This is a genomic window from Shewanella sp. SW24, assembly GCF_025653395.1.
GTDB lineage: Bacteria > Pseudomonadota > Gammaproteobacteria > Enterobacterales > Shewanellaceae > Shewanella > Shewanella oncorhynchi.
On sequence record NZ_JAKKSH010000007.1, the window covers coordinates 106,950 to 124,202 of the forward strand.

A 17,253-nucleotide genomic window follows, 5' to 3' on the forward strand; every position below is an offset into this window, starting at 1 on the left:
CCTGATGTTATCTCGCTGTTTTATTTACGCCCTAAACTCATTTTGTTGTTAATGCTTACGTTTACAATTAAGCATTTTTAAAGAGTTCGCGCTTATTGCACTCCACCGTATTTCACTAGTACATGCCAGAGCAACTTAAGTTCATGGGCGACTTGCGCACGATTACCGCGCTCACGCCAATGCTGGGGGGAATGGTATAAATCCCGCGCCGCCACGCCTATGGCATGGGCATCAACTCTGTCTTCTATGGCAATCCGATTAGCCAGCGATGGCATAGTTGGCCCACGGAAATCACTGGGGATCTGCGCCGTATGCAGGCTAAAGCCACCATGATATTGCAGCTCAATATCATATTTATCGCAAATTTTACTTAAGCTTGCGCCAATATCAGTACCCTTAAAACTGGGATCCGCCACCAGCATGGCGATATCTTCATCGAGGGAAACATCGCCATGGATCTGCGCCTCTATATAATGGTCAAGATTATTCGATAGCGGCCGCTCGAAACGTGACAGCAAGGAAGCATTGAGCTGATGCCCCAAATAATGGATCACATTCAGCGGCTTAAAGTCGGATTTGCCTAAGGCATAGTGACGCTCAAAACTCTCAGTCAGCAGCGCCGCTAAAATATCATCGAAACATGACAGTGTGCCCTTCTCTTTCGGATTACGATACGAGTCGAGATAACTAAAGGTTGAGCGCGCCATCGCACTCGTATGAGTCAGAAAATAGCAGCTACCAAAGCGCGGGGCGGGACCGTCCTGCCACATCCCCAGATCGAGTGCACCGTATTTAGGCCGAGATTTAGTGCCCTTGTATACATCCCCAAAAAGCTGATTTTCCCAATGATCCCGTGGGCCACCTAACTCAGGTGACAACTGACCATTAGAAATATGGGTCTCAAACTGGCTGCGGTATTGACCATCGCGCAGTAAACCTTCGGCCACAGTCATACCACGGCTATCGATTCTATCGGGATGAAAATGCAGAGCAATTCGGCCACAGTTGAGCAATTGTTTAAGCGCGAGTTGCATCTCATGCATGGGGATATTTGACATCTGCTGCACATTTTTAATCACAGCGACGGCTTGTTCACTGCGTCCTCGTGCAAGGCGTTCAATATGCTGTATCGCTGTCATAATCCACCTATAAATGAGAGGCGTTTAACCGTTCCCACAATGCCTCATCCTAAAATAAACGTGAGATAAATCGCAAGCATGCAGAGAACTGCTCTTAAGCCACTCCATCTAAATAACTAAGTTAAACATGAATGACTCGGTTAAACATGAATGACTCAGTTAAACGTGACTGTGAAAACACTCAATAATTCTTTCGCTCGGTTCATTGTTAAAAATTCAGCAAATAACATCAATCACGAACTGAACAAATAGCTAAACCAATTGCGTCATTGATTAATTCTACTCCAATCGACTTTAGTTTATACCACTCTCATTATTGTAGCGTGATCTACCGCTAACTCATTCTAACTCTAGATAAAAAAATACCTATGACTTCAATTGATATGATGAAATAAGCCTAATAGTCATCTTGTTCCTTGAAATCAATTAACTTCCATAACCTCAAACTCTGCCATCTAAACTTGCGCCTAAAAGATAAGCGAGGCCGAGTGAAAGCCGCCGACAAGCGATTTATGTGCCAATATGAATGAAACCCAACCCAAAAACCTTTATTAGATGGCACTTAAAGCCCTGATCCTGTAAGCTGCACGCCCGCCAGCAGACCTGGCTATTGACCATAAATGCAGCACAGTGTTGCCACAAGAGACCAATCTATGAGTTTTACCTCCCTGGGCTTATCGGCCCCGATACTTAAAGCCGTTGCCGAACAAGGCTACGACACACCTTCGCCAATCCAAGCTCAAGCAATTCCCGCTGTGCTTCAAGGCAAAGATGTGATGGCGGCCGCCCAAACAGGAACAGGTAAAACAGCAGGTTTCACCCTACCTATGCTCGAACTCCTAAGTAAAGGTAACCGTGCCCAAGCAGGCAAAGTGCGCGCATTAGTGTTAACTCCGACACGCGAATTGGCAGCTCAGGTTGCAGAAAGTGTTGAAACCTATGGTAAGAATTTACCACTGCGCTCAGCGGTGATATTTGGTGGCGTGCCTATCAATCCACAAATCGCGAAATTGCGCCACGGTGTCGACGTATTAGTCGCGACGCCGGGTCGATTGATGGATCTATATAATCAAAAAGCGGTAAAATTCAGCCAGCTTGAGATCTTAGTGTTAGATGAAGCCGATCGCATGCTCGACATGGGCTTTATCCGCGACATCCGTAAGATCCTAGCCATTTTACCTAAGCAACGTCAAAACCTGATGTTCTCAGCCACCTTCTCCGATGAAATTCGTGAGCTGGCAAAAGGCCTAGTCAATGATCCAGTCGAAATTTCGGTCACGCCACGTAACGCGGCGGCGACCACAGTAAAACAATGGGTTTGCCCAGTTGATAAGAGCCAAAAATCGGCACTTTTGATCCAACTCATCAAGCAAAACGATTGGCAACAAGTGTTGGTATTCTCGCGCACTAAACATGGCGCTAACCGTCTGGCGAAAAGCCTTGAAGAGGCAGGTATCAAAGCCGCCGCTATCCACGGTAATAAGAGCCAAACCGCCCGTACTAAAGCCTTAGCCGACTTTAAAAATGGTCAAGCTCGCGTACTGGTTGCGACGGATATCGCCGCCCGCGGTTTAGATATAGACCAATTACCACAAGTGGTTAACTTCGACTTACCGAACGTGCCAGAAGATTATGTGCATCGTATCGGCCGTACTGGCCGCGCTGGCGCATCGGGTCAAGCCGTGTCACTGGTGAGCAACGAAGAAATCAAACTGCTGAACGATATCGAGCGTTTGATCAATCGCGTATTAGACCGAGAAATGGTTGAAGGCTTTAACCATGAATTGCCAGAATCACGTTTAGGTGGCGGCGGAAAAAGTAGCGGTAAATCAGTACCAAGCCGTAGAAATACCCGCAGCTCAAACCAACCTAGCTCACGCGATGGTGCTCCAAGAAGCGCCGAGCATAAAGACGGTCAACGCAGCGGTGACGTCGCGCGCGGCCACAAGCCAAACGACAAGAATCCAAGACACAGCGGTGAAGCCAGTAGCGCCCCCCGCAGTGATGCCAAACCTCGTCCACCACGTTCAAACGATGGCCGAGCCAATAGCGCAGGCGCTAGTCGTCCAACTGAAAGCCGTTCAGGTGCTGGCGAGAATCGTGGCCAAGCGGGTGAGAATCCTTACGCCAATGGCCCAAAGAAAAACACCCGTCGCCCAAATAATGGTGCGAGTCGTCCAAGACACTCACAGGATTAATGCAAAAGCTAAGCGAACTTGCTTAGCGATTTAGCCGTATTAAGTCCTAAACAGAAACGCCCAACTCCGTATGGAATTGGGCGTTTTTGTTTGTCTTAGTTTGTCTTAGTTTGTCTTTATCGATGCTTAGCTCGTTATCTACGCTTTGAACAATAATCGGCTTGAACAATCACTGCCTTAAAAACAGCCTAAAACGGCAACCTAAGTTAATTCGCCTTTGTATCTGGCAACTGCTGCAGGACTTCATCCGTAAAATAAGGTTCATCTTCAACCCAAAAAATGTAGTCTAAGCCTAGGTAATTTTGCGCAAAATCCAGCAGCTCAGGCACAGTATTCTTTTTACCCGTTTTAGGATTAATCTGCCGCAAATTACCGTCTTGCACCGCCATACCTTTCACCAGTGTCGCTGGGTACTCTTTAATAAAGGCATAACTTTGTGCCATATGACTTTTACGGTAAGGCATCAAATCTGGGCCACCCACACCCATGTTGAGCGATTTGGCTTGCGCAAATAAGCCTCGCATATAGCCTTTGTCATTCCATGGCAGCCATTCGTCTGGCAAAAAGTTCAAATACACCATAGCGGTTGAATGCTGAAATGACTCAGCTAATACCTGCATATTCTCGCCAATCGCATCGATATAGGCTTTAGGATTAAAATCACTGGGGAAGGTGGTCGTTCCATCGGCGTTTTCAGTCCCCACATCAATTGAGCTTTCACTAAAGTTAATGCCCGCAATTTTCCCATCAAACTCTTGGCCAAGCTGACACACCAATTGTTGATAACGCGCACGCACTGAGGGCTCCCACATTTTGGCTGACCAGCCATACTCATCATCCGTCACCGGTTTATTGGGATCACGCTCTGGCGCGCTCAACATGCTTTGCTTCAACACACCTCCTTGATAAATCGGATCATCGAGCAAATAACGCGGCACATTGACTCTGGGTGTAAAGGATTTCTCTTGCAGCTGGATCCACAATTTTTTGCCTATCGAATCGAGATACGCAATATCGGCCCTAATCGCACTGAAATCATATTCGCCCTGCTTAGGCTCTAAACTGCGCCAAGTATAAACAATCTGCGCACCGCCAAAACGGGGATCGTGCAGCGCCTTGTCGGCACGAATGTTTTCTCCGTTAGCCTCACGATGGTTAATGTAGATGAAATGCTGTAACGGTTGCGGCTCTGGCTTAGACTCCGGTTGCGGCTCTGGCTGAATTGATGCAACGCTCGCTGCGCTTAAAAAGATGCTTAGTAAAATAGTCCATCGAAACATAAATACTCCCAACCGATGCAGCCCTATCACCTGACAAAGCCGTTAATCCGCTCATTTATTTTTTACTCAGAATCACTTCTAACACAGGCAAGCTGAGGGGCATATCAATTAAGCAGACAAATACAAAGTGTTACTTAATCGCCCAATAAGATTCGAGGTGAAGTAGACACAAAGGTGTAGTGACTACAGCTATAAAACCCAACAAAAAAGGGAATAAACCTGAGTTTATTCCCTTTAAAAATAGAGCGAATTAAATCGAGGTACGATTCAACTCAAGCCAAACTTACTTCATTGGCCAAGCGCGGTAAGATTTTCCTTTGATCCGGCCACCAGTAATTTTGTTCAGTGCTTTCTTGGCAACCTTACGATTTACGGCCACATAGGCGCGGTAATCGGTCACTTGGATTTTACCCACCTGTGAGCCTTCGATACCGTTTTCGCCCGTCAGCGCGCCTAAGATATCCCCTGGACGCAGTTTTTCCTTCTTACCACCATCGATCTGCAAAGTGATCATGGTTGGGGCTGAAGGCCTGTTGCCGAGCAGACTTTCTGATGGCAGTGATTCGCTGGTAATTTCGCGCTCTAAATACTCTTCTAACAAGGCAATTTTGTAACCGTCTTGGTCGTTATAGAAGGTATAAGCGGCGCCTTTACTGCCCGCACGGCCAGTACGACCGATGCGGTGAATGTGCACTTCGGTGTCATAGGCGACGTGATAGTTAAACACGGCATCCAGTGCATCGATATCTAAACCACGGGCGGCAACGTCGGTCGCCACTAAGACACAGGCACTCTTATTAGCAAATTGCAGCAGGGTTTCGTCCCTGTCTCTTTGCTCTAAATCGCCGTGCAAAGCCAATACGCTAAAGCCTAAGACTTCAAGCTCATCGGCCACTTTTTGGGTTTCGCGTTTTGTATTACAAAACACCACTGCGCTTTCAGGCTTATGTTCTAACAACAATAATTGCAGCGCTTGCATACGCGCCTTGTCATCGTCTAAGTGATAAAAATGCTGGGCGATGCTTAAGCTGTCGTGATTACCTTCAACTTTAACCATGCTTGGATCATACATGATTTGCTTGGCAATTGATTGAATTTGCTCAGGGAACGTCGCGCTGAATAGCAACGTCTGACGCTCGCGCGGGGCTTGTTCGATAATCGCATCGAGGGCGGGTTGGAAGCCCATTTCTAACATGCGATCGGCTTCATCGAGCACTAACATGTTGAGATTGCTTAAATCTAAGCGATTGCGATCTAAGTGATCGACGATACGACCCGGCGTACCCACAATAATGTGTGCACCGTGCTCCAGCGAGCCAACCTGTGGTCCCATAGGTACACCGCCGCAAAGTGTCAGTACTTTAACGTTATGAATACCACGGGCAAGGGTGCGGATTTCCTGCGCCACTTGGTCGGCCAACTCGCGGGTTGGGCATAACACTAAGGTTTGAATGCGAAAGCGTTTAACGTCTAACTTGTTCAGTAACCCTAAGCCAAAGGCGGCCGTTTTACCCGAGCCAGTTTTACCCTGACCTATCACATCCTGCCCCGCTAAAATGGGTGGCAAACTTTGCGCCTGAATTGGCGTCATCTCGTTGTAGCCCATAGAAGAAAGGTTCTCAAGCAGTTCGGGTTTTAGCTTAAGAGTCGAAAAAGCCATTGATGGATTAGGCTTAGTATCAGAGTTGCTCAAGGTGAATATCCTGTGGTGGGTAACGAAGCGGCTGCTAGGTTACTGAAATTGCGTTACTTATCGATTTAACTGGTCTATCAAGATTCAGGTTAGCTTTGGGTTAGCTTTGGGCTAGCTTGAGTTTAGATTTAAGCGCTAGGCTCGCTCAACCCAAAAGCACGGCTATTGTAGCAACAAAGCGCAGCTTTTGCCTCAAGTCCTTAAGCAATAGACATAGCAGGCGTAAACAGCAACAAAAAAGCCCTGCAGGAATACAGGGCTTAGGCTTGGATTTAGAATTAGCTCAGTGCGGCAGATTTAACAAATTACGCGATCTGGCCGAAACGCCCTTCTTGGTAATCGCGAATCGCCTGCTGAATCTCCGCTTGGGTGTTCATCACAAAGGGACCCATCTGGACGATTTTTTCACGGATAGGTTTACCCGCAAACAGTAGCATCCCAGCGCCGCGCTCATCGGCTTTAAACTTAAGCACACTTTGGCTATCGAGCACTAAAAACTCGCCCTGATGATGTTGATTGGAAGCAGATGACCAGTGTGAGTCTTCACCCTTGCTTGAATCGCTTTTATATAAGTCACCTTGGTACAAATACAAGGCGACAAACTCATGTTGAGACAAATCGAGCGTGGCCTCAGCATTTGGCGATAGACTTAAATCAGCAATGGCTGCTTCGCCCGCTAATCCTTTAATAGCTGCACTAATAAGCGGTTGATCTTTAAAGCCCCAATCACCCGCTAAGGCTTTTAAGCTAGCGCCCGTGTTATTGGTCACTTCAACGCTCGCGCTACCCGCAGTATCTTGATACTTAGCTGGACGCAGCTTGTCTTTGGCGGGCATATTGACCCAAATTTGAAATCCATGCAGACCATCAACAGCATCGGCCAGCGGCATTTCAGAGTGCACTACCCCGAACCCGGTACTCATCCACTGCACATCGCCGGCACGAATCGCCTTCACATTACCCATTTGGTCGCGATGCTCAAAACCGCCCTTACGAATATAAGTGAACGTCTCCATCCCGCGATGGGGATGTGCGGGGAAGCCGCCAATAAAATCTTGTTCATCATCGGATTTTATTTCGTCGATCATCAAGAAAGGATCAAATTTAGTCGTCACAAAATCGGCGACACGGCGAATATTGACCCCATCGCCATCCATCGCGGCTTTGGCGGAAAACTGACTTAATACTTTCATTGCTGCTCTCCTATCGGTTGAGCAAAGCGGTGCGTGAAGTGCCAAGATCATACGGCTAACTCAAGACGCAAACGCTTTGCTGATGGAGGCAGAATAACAAGGAAATTTACAAAAGAATAACGCGAAATCACGGCCTAAACATTCGAAAAAATAGAACGGTATGCAGGAAGGAGCGAGTAACCTAGTGTTCTAACTGGATAATAAAATAGTGGTTTAGTTGCCAAATCTTGCACTTCGGATTTGAACTCGTGGCGATCAAAAATAGCGTTAATAAAAAAATTTTAATTATTATGGTACATAAAAATCAAACCTTAAATCTGAATTAAATTACTTCCATTCATTAAAAATGTATTTCCGCACACTGTATACAAATACAACCAACACAAAAAAATACTATAAAAATCTAATTTAGTTCATTTAGAAACAATGAGGATTTAACAATAATTACTGCTTACCAAGTAAAATACATAGTGAATTACTGAAGTCTAAGAAGAAATAATAAATTATTACATTTGTTTCAATATAAGCTTACTGACATCTGCCCACTTATCGGGAGACCATACGAAATAAATAAAAACCAAAACGTTTACAATTAGCAACCAAATCTGTTACTTTTAGCGTTCATGGATTAATGTGATTACAGGAAGTACAATGAAACGCTTATTTATACTTTTAGCTTTACTCATTTCCACTACAGCATCTAGCGCAGATGAAACCCATGGTTTCTCTGCAGGCTTGGGTTTAGGCTCAACAGAAGACTATGGGGGGATTACCCATTATGACTTTGCCTATCGCTATCAATTCACCCCAGATTGGGGAGTTGAAGTAGGTTACACACCATTTCAAAGTGAGCCTTTTACTGCAGCAATACATGGTGTTTTTGACGATTACGTGTTGGAGAACTCTTATTCCTCTCGGCTTGCTGGCACATATACATACCAAATATCAGCAAGACATAATGCGATATTTAAGGCCGGATTATCTCAATCTAAAGCTAATTATCAATTGAATGACTACGGAAATAGTAGTGATGATGTTATAACTATAGAGGAGTATTCAGACGATGGCTATGGCTTATATGCCGCATTAGGTTGGCGTTGTCGTTTTTATAATGGCTTCGAAATTATGACAACATTAGCCTACCAGGATTCTGGAGTATTTGAAATGACGAGCTTCACTGTAGGAATAGGCTACAGTTTCTAAAGCTATAAATTTAAAACCCATAATGCCAGTAAATACTGGCATTATGTTCCCAATAAAAAATTTAACTTAGAATTATAGTGAAAACCCATTTTTATCATAATTAATTACGTTATTTCTATTAACGCTATATAAAATTTATAGCAAATGCTGAAGAAAAATTTCCCATTCCACAGCTGATTAAACTATATCCCATAACTATATTTCCTAAGAATAGTCATCTTATATTCACTGAAGACACTATTTTAAGCAAATATCTATACATAAAAAACGCTATTGCAGATTGGCAATAGCGTTATATTTGAGATGACAAGTTAATAAGTCTAAAGTCTCATCATTATTCTATGGGTCATCGAATTTATTTTTAGTAACTTACTCCGCCCATTTACCCATAGTGCATCTGTCATTACTGCCAAAGTCTCGCACTGTCGCGACATTCTCGTAGCCCAGTTCGATAAGCTTAGCTCTGAGTTTTACAGCCTGCTCAAAACCATGTTCGAGCAGGATATAGCCGTTAGGCTTTAAGTAATCTCGAGCTGTGTTGGCAATATAATAAAGATCGGCAAAGCCTTCCTCGGCGGCGGTTAACGCGCTTTGGGGCTCGAAACGCACGTCACCTTGGTGCAAGTGTTCGTCAGCTTCATCAATATAGGGCGGATTTGAGACGATTAAATCAAAGTCCCGCGACTTTACGGCACTGAACCAGTCACTCTGGAGAATTTCGACCTGTGGCAGCTTTAAGTTCTCACGATTCGCGATAGCCAAAGCCACGGCATCATCGACTTTATCGACCGCGGTGATTTGCCATGACTCACGCTCAGACGCCAACGCCAGCGCAATTGCCCCAGTGCCAGTGCCTAAATCGAGCACTTTGGCGTAGGTGGAAAGCGGCATGTTCAATGCAGTTTCGACCAAAATTTCCGTATCAGGACGTGGGATCAAAGTGGTGTCGTTGACGATAAAAGGCAACGACCAAAATTCGCGCTCACCGACAATATGTGCCACAGGTACGCCTTTTTGGCGTTTCTGTACCATTTGCTGGAAGCGTTTCCACTGTTCAACCGTTAGGGATTTTTCAGGCCAAGTATACAAATAGCTGCGGCTTTTATTGAGGCAATATAACAACAAAACCTCTGCATCCAGATGAGCGGATTCAGAGGTTGATGCTAACTGCACATAAGCCCATTGCAGGGCTTCGGCTATGCTAGATTGATCTGACAAAATTACCCCTGCTCGTCAGCCAGTGCGGCTAACTGATCGGCTTGATGCTCTTGCATCAGAGGCAATAAAATAGCATCGAGATCGCCTTCCATCACTTCGTTCAAGCGATATAAGGTCAAGTTGATGCGGTGTTCGCTCACGCGGCCTTGCGGGAAGTTATAAGTACGTACACGTTCGGAGCGATCGCCACTGGCAACCAGACTACGACGGGTCGATTCTTCGGCGCTACGGCGTTTTTCGTCTTCAACAGCTTGAATACGTGCGGCCAGTACACTCATGGCTTGGGCACGGTTCTTATGCTGCGAACGTTGATCTTGGCATTCCACCACGATCCCAGTAGGAATATGGGTGATTCGAATAGCTGAGTCAGTTTTGTTAACGTGCTGACCACCCGCGCCCGATGAACGATAAGTATCGACTTTCAGATCGGCTGGATTGATTGAAATCGCTTCGGCTTCAGGCACTTCGTGGAGTACCACAACAGTAACCGCTGAAGTATGCACACGTCCTTGGGATTCGGTTTCTGGCACACGCTGTACACGATGGCCGCCGGATTCAAACTTAAGTTTGCCGTATACGCCTTCACCGCTGACCTTCATGATCACTTCTTTAAAGCCACCATGTTCACCTTCGTTACAGCTCATGATTTCGATCTGCCAGCGATTTGCTTCAGCATAACGGCTGTACATGCGGAATAAGTCACCGGCGAAAATAGCCGCTTCATCGCCGCCTGCACCAGCGCGGATCTCAACGAAGGCATTTTTATCGTCGTCAGGATCTTTTGGCAGTAATAGAATTTGCAATTCGTCTTCGAGCTGCTCGAGTTTGGCCTTAGCGGCTTTCATCTCTTCCTGCGCCATTTCACGCATTTCAGCATCGTCTTCTTCCAGCATTTCTTTGGCAGAATCGAGATCGGCCTGCGCTTGCTGATAGGCTTTAAAGCCAGCAACAACGTCTTCTAACTGGGCATATTCTTTCGATAACGCACGAAACCTGTCTTGATCAGAAATGACGCTAGCATCACCCAGCAAAGCCATGACTTCTTCATTGCGCTCGAGCAAGCCTTCCAGCTTGCGGATAACGGATTCCTTCATTTAACTCGCTAACCTTAGTTTTTATCTAATCCAAGCGCTGATCTTAACTGACCGAGAGTATTCAAATCGCCCTGACGACTCGCTGCCGTGAGGGCCTGTGTCGGTGCGTGGATAAGTTTGTTGGTCAGGCGATTGGCTAGTTCAATCAATACCTGCTCAGTGTCTGAACCCTGGGCTAATTTATTCAAGGCGCGTTCCACTAACTCATCTTTTACCGCCATGCTCTGGCTGCGATACTCGCGAATACTGTCGACCGACTCTAAAGAACGGATCCAATCCATAAATAGGAAAGATTGTTCTTCAGTAATTACTTCAGCTTGCTCGGCGGCTTCTTTTCGAGAAGCCATATTCTGTTCAATAATGCTATGCAGGTCGTCCACTGTATACAGAAACGCGTCATCCAAATCGGCGACTTCCGGCTCAATATCCCGGGGAACTGCTATATCAACCAATAACATAGGTTGATGGCGACGCTGCTTTAGCGCTTTTTCGACCATGCCTTTACCTAGGATAGGCAGAGGGCTGGCGGTAGAGGATATCACGATATCGGCTTTTGGGAGATAATCTGGTATCTGCGCCAGTGTAATTGCTGTTGCGCCAAACTCCTCGCACATGCCTTGGGCACGTTCTAACGTCCGATTTGCTACGACCATTGAAGCCACGCCGTTATCTTTAAGATGCTTCGCAACCAGTTCTATGGTTTCACCCGCACCAATTAACAGCACTTTAGTGGTCGATATCGATGAGAAAATATGTTTCGCCATGCTTACCGCGGCAAATGCCACTGAAACTGCGGCGGCGCCAATTTCAGTGTCAGTGCGGACTTTCTTAGCAACTGAAAAAGTATTCTGAAAGAGTCTATCTATGGTTAACGCAACCGTACCAGCCTCTTTGGCCTTAACAAACGCTTGCTTTACTTGACCGAGAATCTGCGGCTCACCAAGGATCAAAGAATCGAGCCCGGAGGCTACGCGCATCAAATGCCTTACGGCATCTTGACCGTGATAGTTATAGAGACAAGGTGCTACATCCTCATGATCTAGGCCGTGATATTCTTCAAGCCACGCAATAATGTCGGCCTCATCGCCATTGTTGCAATACAACTCAGTGCGATTACAGGTCGAGACAATAACGGCTTCACCCGAGCGTGTACGACTGGCCAGACTCTTCATAGCGTCATGAATTTTGTCCGGAGAGAAGGCTACTTTCTCACGCAGGTCTACCGTGGCTGTTTTATGGTTAATACCGATTGCTACAAGGCTCATCTGACTCTTTCTAGATTCTTGGCGACTCTCTTAATAAGGGCATTCTACTGAATTGGCCCAACTAAAAACAGAATACGCTTAACAAAACCGAATAAAGGTCTAACTTCTTACCTAAATTTTCTATCAATAATAGGTAAGGCAAAATTTGTCCCAAGGGAGCAAATCTAAGTGACCGCCGATGGAAATTTTACGTTTGGCATTGGTATTCTTTCCAAGCCCTCGTATCATAAGGACTTTGGTATATCAGTCATAGATGAATAATTTGAAGCGCCTCACAAAAACCATTTTCTCTTGTTTTACCTTAAGCGCCCTACTCTTACTGGCGGGGTGTGAAACTTTGCCGCCGATGACTGACTTAAGCCCAATCACAGTCAATGATGCGCGCCAAGCCAAAGCTTGGGAATTACAGGGAAAACTAGCGATAAAAACTCCCGACGATAAACTCAGTGCCAATATCTACTGGCGCCACAGTGAAGATCGCGATGAACTCACACTCACGACTATGCTAGGCACAACTGTGTTGACGCTTAATTCAACCTCGAACTCTGCCCATTTACATATCGATGGCAAAGATTTTCGCGACGAGAATGCCCAGCGTTTACTCGAGCGCGTCAGCGGTTGGTCCATCCCCTTGGCCGATTTACCTTTGTGGATCACTGGTCAAGTTGGCCAAAATGATCAAGTACTTGAAAGCGATAGCCAAGGCAAACCTAAACAGCTCACAAACACTCAAACCCCACCGCCTTGGCAGGTCACATTTTTAAGTTGGCAATCCCAGAGCGGCGCCAACGTGCCCCATCAATTAAAGCTTGAGCGTGGTGACTTACAACTCAAACTACAATTGAATCAATGGCAAGCCCTCGGCAAGCCTGAAATCATACTCGAAGAGAAACCTTAGCATGCCCGCAGCAATTTCACGCCATTGGCCAGCACCAGCCAAGCTTAACTTATTCTTACACGTGAATGGTCGCCGCGCAGATGGTTATCATGAACTGCAAACCTTGTTTCAGTTTATTGATTACTGTGACATGCTCGATTTTAAGGTCACTGAAACCGCAGAACTGATTTTGCACTCCAATATCTCTAATGTTGTCGCCGATAGCGATAACTTAATTCTGCGAGCCGCAAAATCATTACAACAAATCACAGGCTTTACTGGCGGCGCCGAAATCTGGTTGGATAAACGTCTACCCATGGGCGGAGGTTTAGGTGGCGGCTCGTCAGATGCTGCCACCACCTTAGTGGCACTGAACACGTTATGGAACACCCAATTATCGACCGAAGAACTGGCTAAAATCGGCCTTAAATTGGGTGCCGATATTCCTGTTTTTATTCATGGTTTCGCCGCTTTTGCCGAAGGTGTAGGTGAACGCTTACAAGCGGTAAATCCGAGTGAGCCTTGGTACTTAATCATCGCACCCGATGCCCATGTTTCCACCGCTGAAGTATTCCAAGATCCACTTTTACCACGTGATACCCCGAAACTGGCCATAGAGACCTTAATGAACCAACCTTGGGCAAATGATTGTCAAAAACTAGTCGTTTCTAAATACCCTCAAGTTGCCAAGGCATTAGGCTGGCTGCTAGAATATGCGCCGTCGAGAATGACAGGAACAGGCGCATGCGTGTTCGGGGAATTCACACAAAAGCAACAAGCTCTCGCAGCCTTGGCGAAATTACCGTCTGAAATGCAAGGATTTGTTGCACAAGGGATGAATCTTTCGCCGCTCATCACGCGACTCACTCACCCTTAAACTACTTTCTTCTAGAGTAACCACTTAACGATAACGCCTCGGGTTCCTCCCGTCCCTACATCGTCGTTACTCTAGCCACTAAAATATAAAGCAAACGCCTGAGGTTCATACAGTGCCCGACATCAAGCTCTTTGCTGGGAACGCCACCCCCAGTCTCGCTAAAAAGATAGCCGATCGTCTATTTTGCAAACTCGGAGACGCAGTGGTTGGTCGTTTCAGCGATGGTGAAATCAGTGTCCAAATTAACGAAAATGTACGTGGTGCCGATGTGTTCATCATCCAATCCACTTGCGCGCCGACAAACGACAACCTGATGGAACTCATCGTGATGGTTGACGCGCTGCGCCGTGCATCTGCTGGCCGTATCACAGCTGTTATTCCTTACTTTGGTTATGCTCGTCAAGACCGTCGCGTTCGTAGCGCCCGTGTACCTATTACTGCAAAAGTGGTTGCCGATTTCCTGTCTAGCGTGGGTGTTGACCGCGTTCTGACCTGTGACCTGCACGCTGAGCAAATCCAAGGTTTCTTCGACGTTCCTGTTGATAACGTATTTGGTAGCCCAGTGCTGCTAGAAGATATGTTAGCGAAGAACTTAGATAATCCAGTCGTTGTTTCTCCAGACATCGGTGGTGTTGTTCGCGCTCGCGCAGTAGCAAAACTATTGGATGATTCTGATTTAGCGATCATTGATAAACGTCGCCCACAAGCGAACGTTGCGCAAGTTATGCACATCATTGGTGATGTTCAAGGTCGTGACTGCATTATCGTTGACGATATGATCGACACAGGCGGCACTCTGTGTAAAGCGGCTGAAGCCTTAAAAGAACATGGTGCGAACCGCGTATTTGCTTACGCAACTCACCCAGTCTTCTCTGGCAAAGCGGCTGAAAATATCGCTAACTCAGTGATTGATGAAGTGATTGTGACTGACACAGTTCCTTTAAGCCCAGAAATGTTGAAAGTGGCTAAAGTAACTCAGTTAACTATGTCTGCGGTACTGGCTGAGGCAATTCGTCGCGTAAGCAACGAAGAGTCTATTTCTGCCATGTTCCGTCACTAATAGTTACGTCGCGAATAGTTCGGTCGCTGAACGTTCTGACTAATCTGAGTGGTTCCGATGCACAGCTTACTGTTTTAACGAATCACTAAGCTTGCAGAGCTAATTACTCAGACATAAAAACGCACTCCTCGGAGTGCGTTTTTGTTAGTGTATTTTTTAAGCCAGCTTCTGATCATCAGATGTAAACTGGCTTCTACGCATTAGATTTTAAAATTACTCACCGCACGGAATAAGAATTCAGCTTGCGCCTTAAGCTCATCCGATGCGGACGCATTTGCATCTGCCGCATGGGATGACTCCTCAGCGATATCGCGGATCACCACCACATTCTTATTCACTTCGGCCGCCACCATACTTTGCTCTTCAATAGCCGCCGCAATTTGAGTGCTCATGTCCATAATATTACGCACGTCGTTATTGATAAGCTTCAATAAAGCGCCAGCACTTGCCGCTTGTTCAGCGCTTTCAACGCCTTGTTTTTGGCTAGATTCCATCAATTGCACAATCGATCGGGTACGCGTCTGCAGGGTTTGAATGATGTTAGCAATCTCTTGGGTTGACGATTGCGTCCGCATCGCTAAGTTACGCACTTCATCGGCAACCACAGCAAAACCACGGCCCTGCTCACCCGCACGCGCCGCTTCAATCGCAGCGTTCAAGGCTAAAAGGTTAGTCTGCTCAGCAATGCCGCGGATCACATCTAGCACGCTACCGATAGTCTCGCTGTCACGTTCCAATTCGTTAACGACCGCTGCTGAGCTATTCAACTGCTCAGCAAGTGACTGGATTTTATGTATCGTTTGCTCAACCTCTAATTGACCACTTTGGGCATTATCGTGGGTCTGACCTGCTTTTGATGCCGCTAATTCGGTTGTTTTAGCGATTTCCTCAATCGTTGCGCCCATCTCAGTGATTGCTGTTGCGACCATGTCGGTCTCATTAAGTTGTTGGCCCACACCTTCGGAGGCGAGCATGGCATTTTCTGAAACACGTTTACAGGAAGTGTTAATCGTTGCGACCGACTCAATCACTTGCTCAATCAGCTGTTGGAAGCTACTCACCATGCTATTGAAATGCTGTGCAATTTCACCAAGTTCATCTTGGGTGGAGGCATCGCACCTCAATGTCAGATCTTTACTCACCTCGATGCGAGAAATGATCTGCGTGATACGCTCAACAGGCGCGATAATACTGCGGATAATCAAGTAGGTAATGATTGATAGTAGTAACGCAATAAAGATAAACACAGTAATACCGACATTAACGCTACTACTCTCAGCATCATCAATAGCCTTAAGAGCCAAGTTTTTCAAGTCACTCGTACTGCTCTCAGTTTGCTGGTTTGCAGCTAAAACTCGCGCCATAGTACCGTCATTTTCGGTCAAACCAAGCTGCTGTTCTTTATTAATTAAGCTTTTGAAATCCTTTTGATATTGAGTAATAAGCTCTTCAATTTTTCGTTGAGTATCAATATCGATACTCGAGGCATGAAGCTTGTCATTAAACTTACCAATATTAATATCGAAGGTTTCGACATAACTTAGCTCACGACGCAGCATAAAATCCTTTTCGTTACGCCTAAGTTGCAGCATTGCGGCTTCGAGTGCGGGCTGATCAAATTCCTTGAGTAGCGTTTCAACGTTATGCACCGCAGCTCGTAACGTACCGTACAAACCTGTTTTAGGTGTTAAGCCAATCTCTTGTTGTAGCTGCACCACTTCAGAAAAAGCGGCTTGATACTGATTTAAATTACGGTCAAAACTTTCAAGTGAGGCAGTCGACACCCCATATTCTTTAAAGACTTTCTCTAACTCAGGGACAATACTGTCGATTGCCATGTGGCTTTGCTTATGCAGCTCGACATATTTCAAATCCTTGCGAGCGAAAAAGTCCTTTTCATTTTTACGCAAAATTAAGACGTCGCGCTCTAAATCAAGCACACTTTGAGCCGCGTTAGAAAGTTCCGATTTCACCGAATTTGAATAGAGTTGTAATCCAAACATGGCAATTAGTGCCGAAATAGACACTGCAGCACTGAGTAACAACTTTGAGCGGATAAACATAGAAAGTCCCCGAATATGTAATCTATCTTAAAAAGATAGCTGGAAATTAAGCCTTTAACAGCGCAAACATAGCAATACATTAAAAGTTCACAT

Annotated in this window: 13 protein-coding genes; 5 read left to right on the forward strand and 8 right to left on the reverse strand. The window is 45.9% G+C overall.

Annotated elements, in window-relative coordinates:
* Positions 1 to 92: 92 nt before the first annotated feature.
* Positions 93 to 1,139 carry a DUF3626 domain-containing protein gene (locus tag L5M17_RS07960; RefSeq protein WP_173496758.1) on the reverse strand — a complete coding sequence of 349 codons (1,047 nt, stop codon included), beginning with the start codon at positions 1,137 to 1,139 and terminating at the stop codon, positions 93 to 95.
* 653 nt (positions 1,140 to 1,792) lie between these two features.
* Here L5M17_RS07960 and L5M17_RS07965 point away from each other — a divergent pair.
* Positions 1,793 to 3,337, forward strand: coding sequence for a DEAD/DEAH box helicase (locus L5M17_RS07965; RefSeq protein ID WP_263146505.1), 1,545 nt, complete (start codon positions 1,793 to 1,795; stop codon positions 3,335 to 3,337).
* Between the two features lie 206 nt (positions 3,338 to 3,543).
* On the opposite strand, the gene L5M17_RS07970 is transcribed toward L5M17_RS07965, so the two are convergent.
* From L5M17_RS07970 to L5M17_RS07980, 3 genes are all read right to left on the reverse strand, one after another.
* Positions 3,544 to 4,617, reverse strand: a complete 1,074-nt coding sequence (locus L5M17_RS07970) for a hypothetical protein (RefSeq protein ID WP_263146507.1) — start codon at positions 4,615 to 4,617, stop codon at positions 3,544 to 3,546.
* A 283-nt stretch (positions 4,618 to 4,900) separates the two neighbouring features.
* Entirely contained in the window at positions 4,901 to 6,277 is a 1,377-nt protein-coding gene (dbpA, locus tag L5M17_RS07975; RefSeq protein ID WP_263146605.1) for an ATP-dependent RNA helicase DbpA, read from the reverse strand.
* A gap of 338 nt (positions 6,278 to 6,615) precedes the next feature.
* The gene (locus L5M17_RS07980) at positions 6,616 to 7,503 is read right to left on the reverse strand and encodes a pirin family protein (protein ID WP_113939042.1); all 888 of its coding nucleotides are present in this window, start codon (positions 7,501 to 7,503) and stop codon (positions 6,616 to 6,618) included.
* Between the two features lie 651 nt (positions 7,504 to 8,154).
* On the opposite strand from L5M17_RS07980, the gene L5M17_RS07985 reads away from it, so the two are divergent.
* A complete protein-coding gene (locus tag L5M17_RS07985) occupies positions 8,155 to 8,706 on the forward strand; it encodes an outer membrane beta-barrel protein (protein WP_173242900.1) in 552 nt (183 codons plus the stop codon).
* A 369-nt stretch (positions 8,707 to 9,075) separates the two neighbouring features.
* Here L5M17_RS07985 and prmC read toward each other — a convergent pair whose 3' ends face one another.
* Genes prmC through hemA form a run of 3 tightly spaced genes read right to left on the reverse strand, consistent with a single transcriptional unit; the run spans position 9,076 to position 12,283 of the window.
* Complete coding sequence (gene prmC / locus L5M17_RS07990; RefSeq protein ID WP_113939044.1) at positions 9,076 to 9,924, reverse strand: peptide chain release factor N(5)-glutamine methyltransferase; 849 nt, start codon at positions 9,922 to 9,924, stop codon at positions 9,076 to 9,078.
* A gap of 2 nt (positions 9,925 to 9,926) precedes the next feature.
* Complete coding sequence (gene prfA / locus L5M17_RS07995) at positions 9,927 to 11,018, reverse strand: peptide chain release factor 1 (RefSeq protein ID WP_113939045.1); 1,092 nt, start codon at positions 11,016 to 11,018, stop codon at positions 9,927 to 9,929.
* A 14-nt stretch (positions 11,019 to 11,032) separates the two neighbouring features.
* Positions 11,033 to 12,283: a glutamyl-tRNA reductase gene (gene hemA, locus L5M17_RS08000; protein WP_028761678.1), complete on the reverse strand. Its 1,251-nt coding sequence runs from the start codon at positions 12,281 to 12,283 to the stop codon at positions 11,033 to 11,035.
* Positions 12,284 to 12,536: 253 nt separating this feature from the next.
* On the opposite strand from hemA, the gene lolB reads away from it, so the two are divergent.
* The 3 genes from lolB (at position 12,537) to L5M17_RS08015 (ending at position 15,097) form a co-directional block, all read left to right on the forward strand.
* A complete protein-coding gene (gene lolB, locus L5M17_RS08005) occupies positions 12,537 to 13,181 on the forward strand; it encodes a lipoprotein insertase outer membrane protein LolB (RefSeq protein WP_263146510.1) in 645 nt (214 codons plus the stop codon).
* Between the two features lies 1 nt (position 13,182).
* The gene (ispE, locus tag L5M17_RS08010; RefSeq protein WP_263146513.1) at positions 13,183 to 14,037 is read left to right on the forward strand and encodes a 4-(cytidine 5'-diphospho)-2-C-methyl-D-erythritol kinase; all 855 of its coding nucleotides are present in this window, start codon (positions 13,183 to 13,185) and stop codon (positions 14,035 to 14,037) included.
* Positions 14,038 to 14,149: 112 nt separating this feature from the next.
* Positions 14,150 to 15,097 (forward strand): ribose-phosphate pyrophosphokinase, encoded by a 948-nt coding sequence (locus L5M17_RS08015; RefSeq protein ID WP_006080255.1) that lies wholly within the window; start codon positions 14,150 to 14,152, stop codon positions 15,095 to 15,097.
* Positions 15,098 to 15,297: 200 nt separating this feature from the next.
* Here the strand turns inward: L5M17_RS08015 and L5M17_RS08020 are convergent, their stop codons facing one another.
* Positions 15,298 to 17,160 carry a methyl-accepting chemotaxis protein gene (locus L5M17_RS08020; protein ID WP_263146515.1) on the reverse strand — a complete coding sequence of 621 codons (1,863 nt, stop codon included), beginning with the start codon at positions 17,158 to 17,160 and terminating at the stop codon, positions 15,298 to 15,300.
* Positions 17,161 to 17,253: the final 93 nt, after the last annotated feature.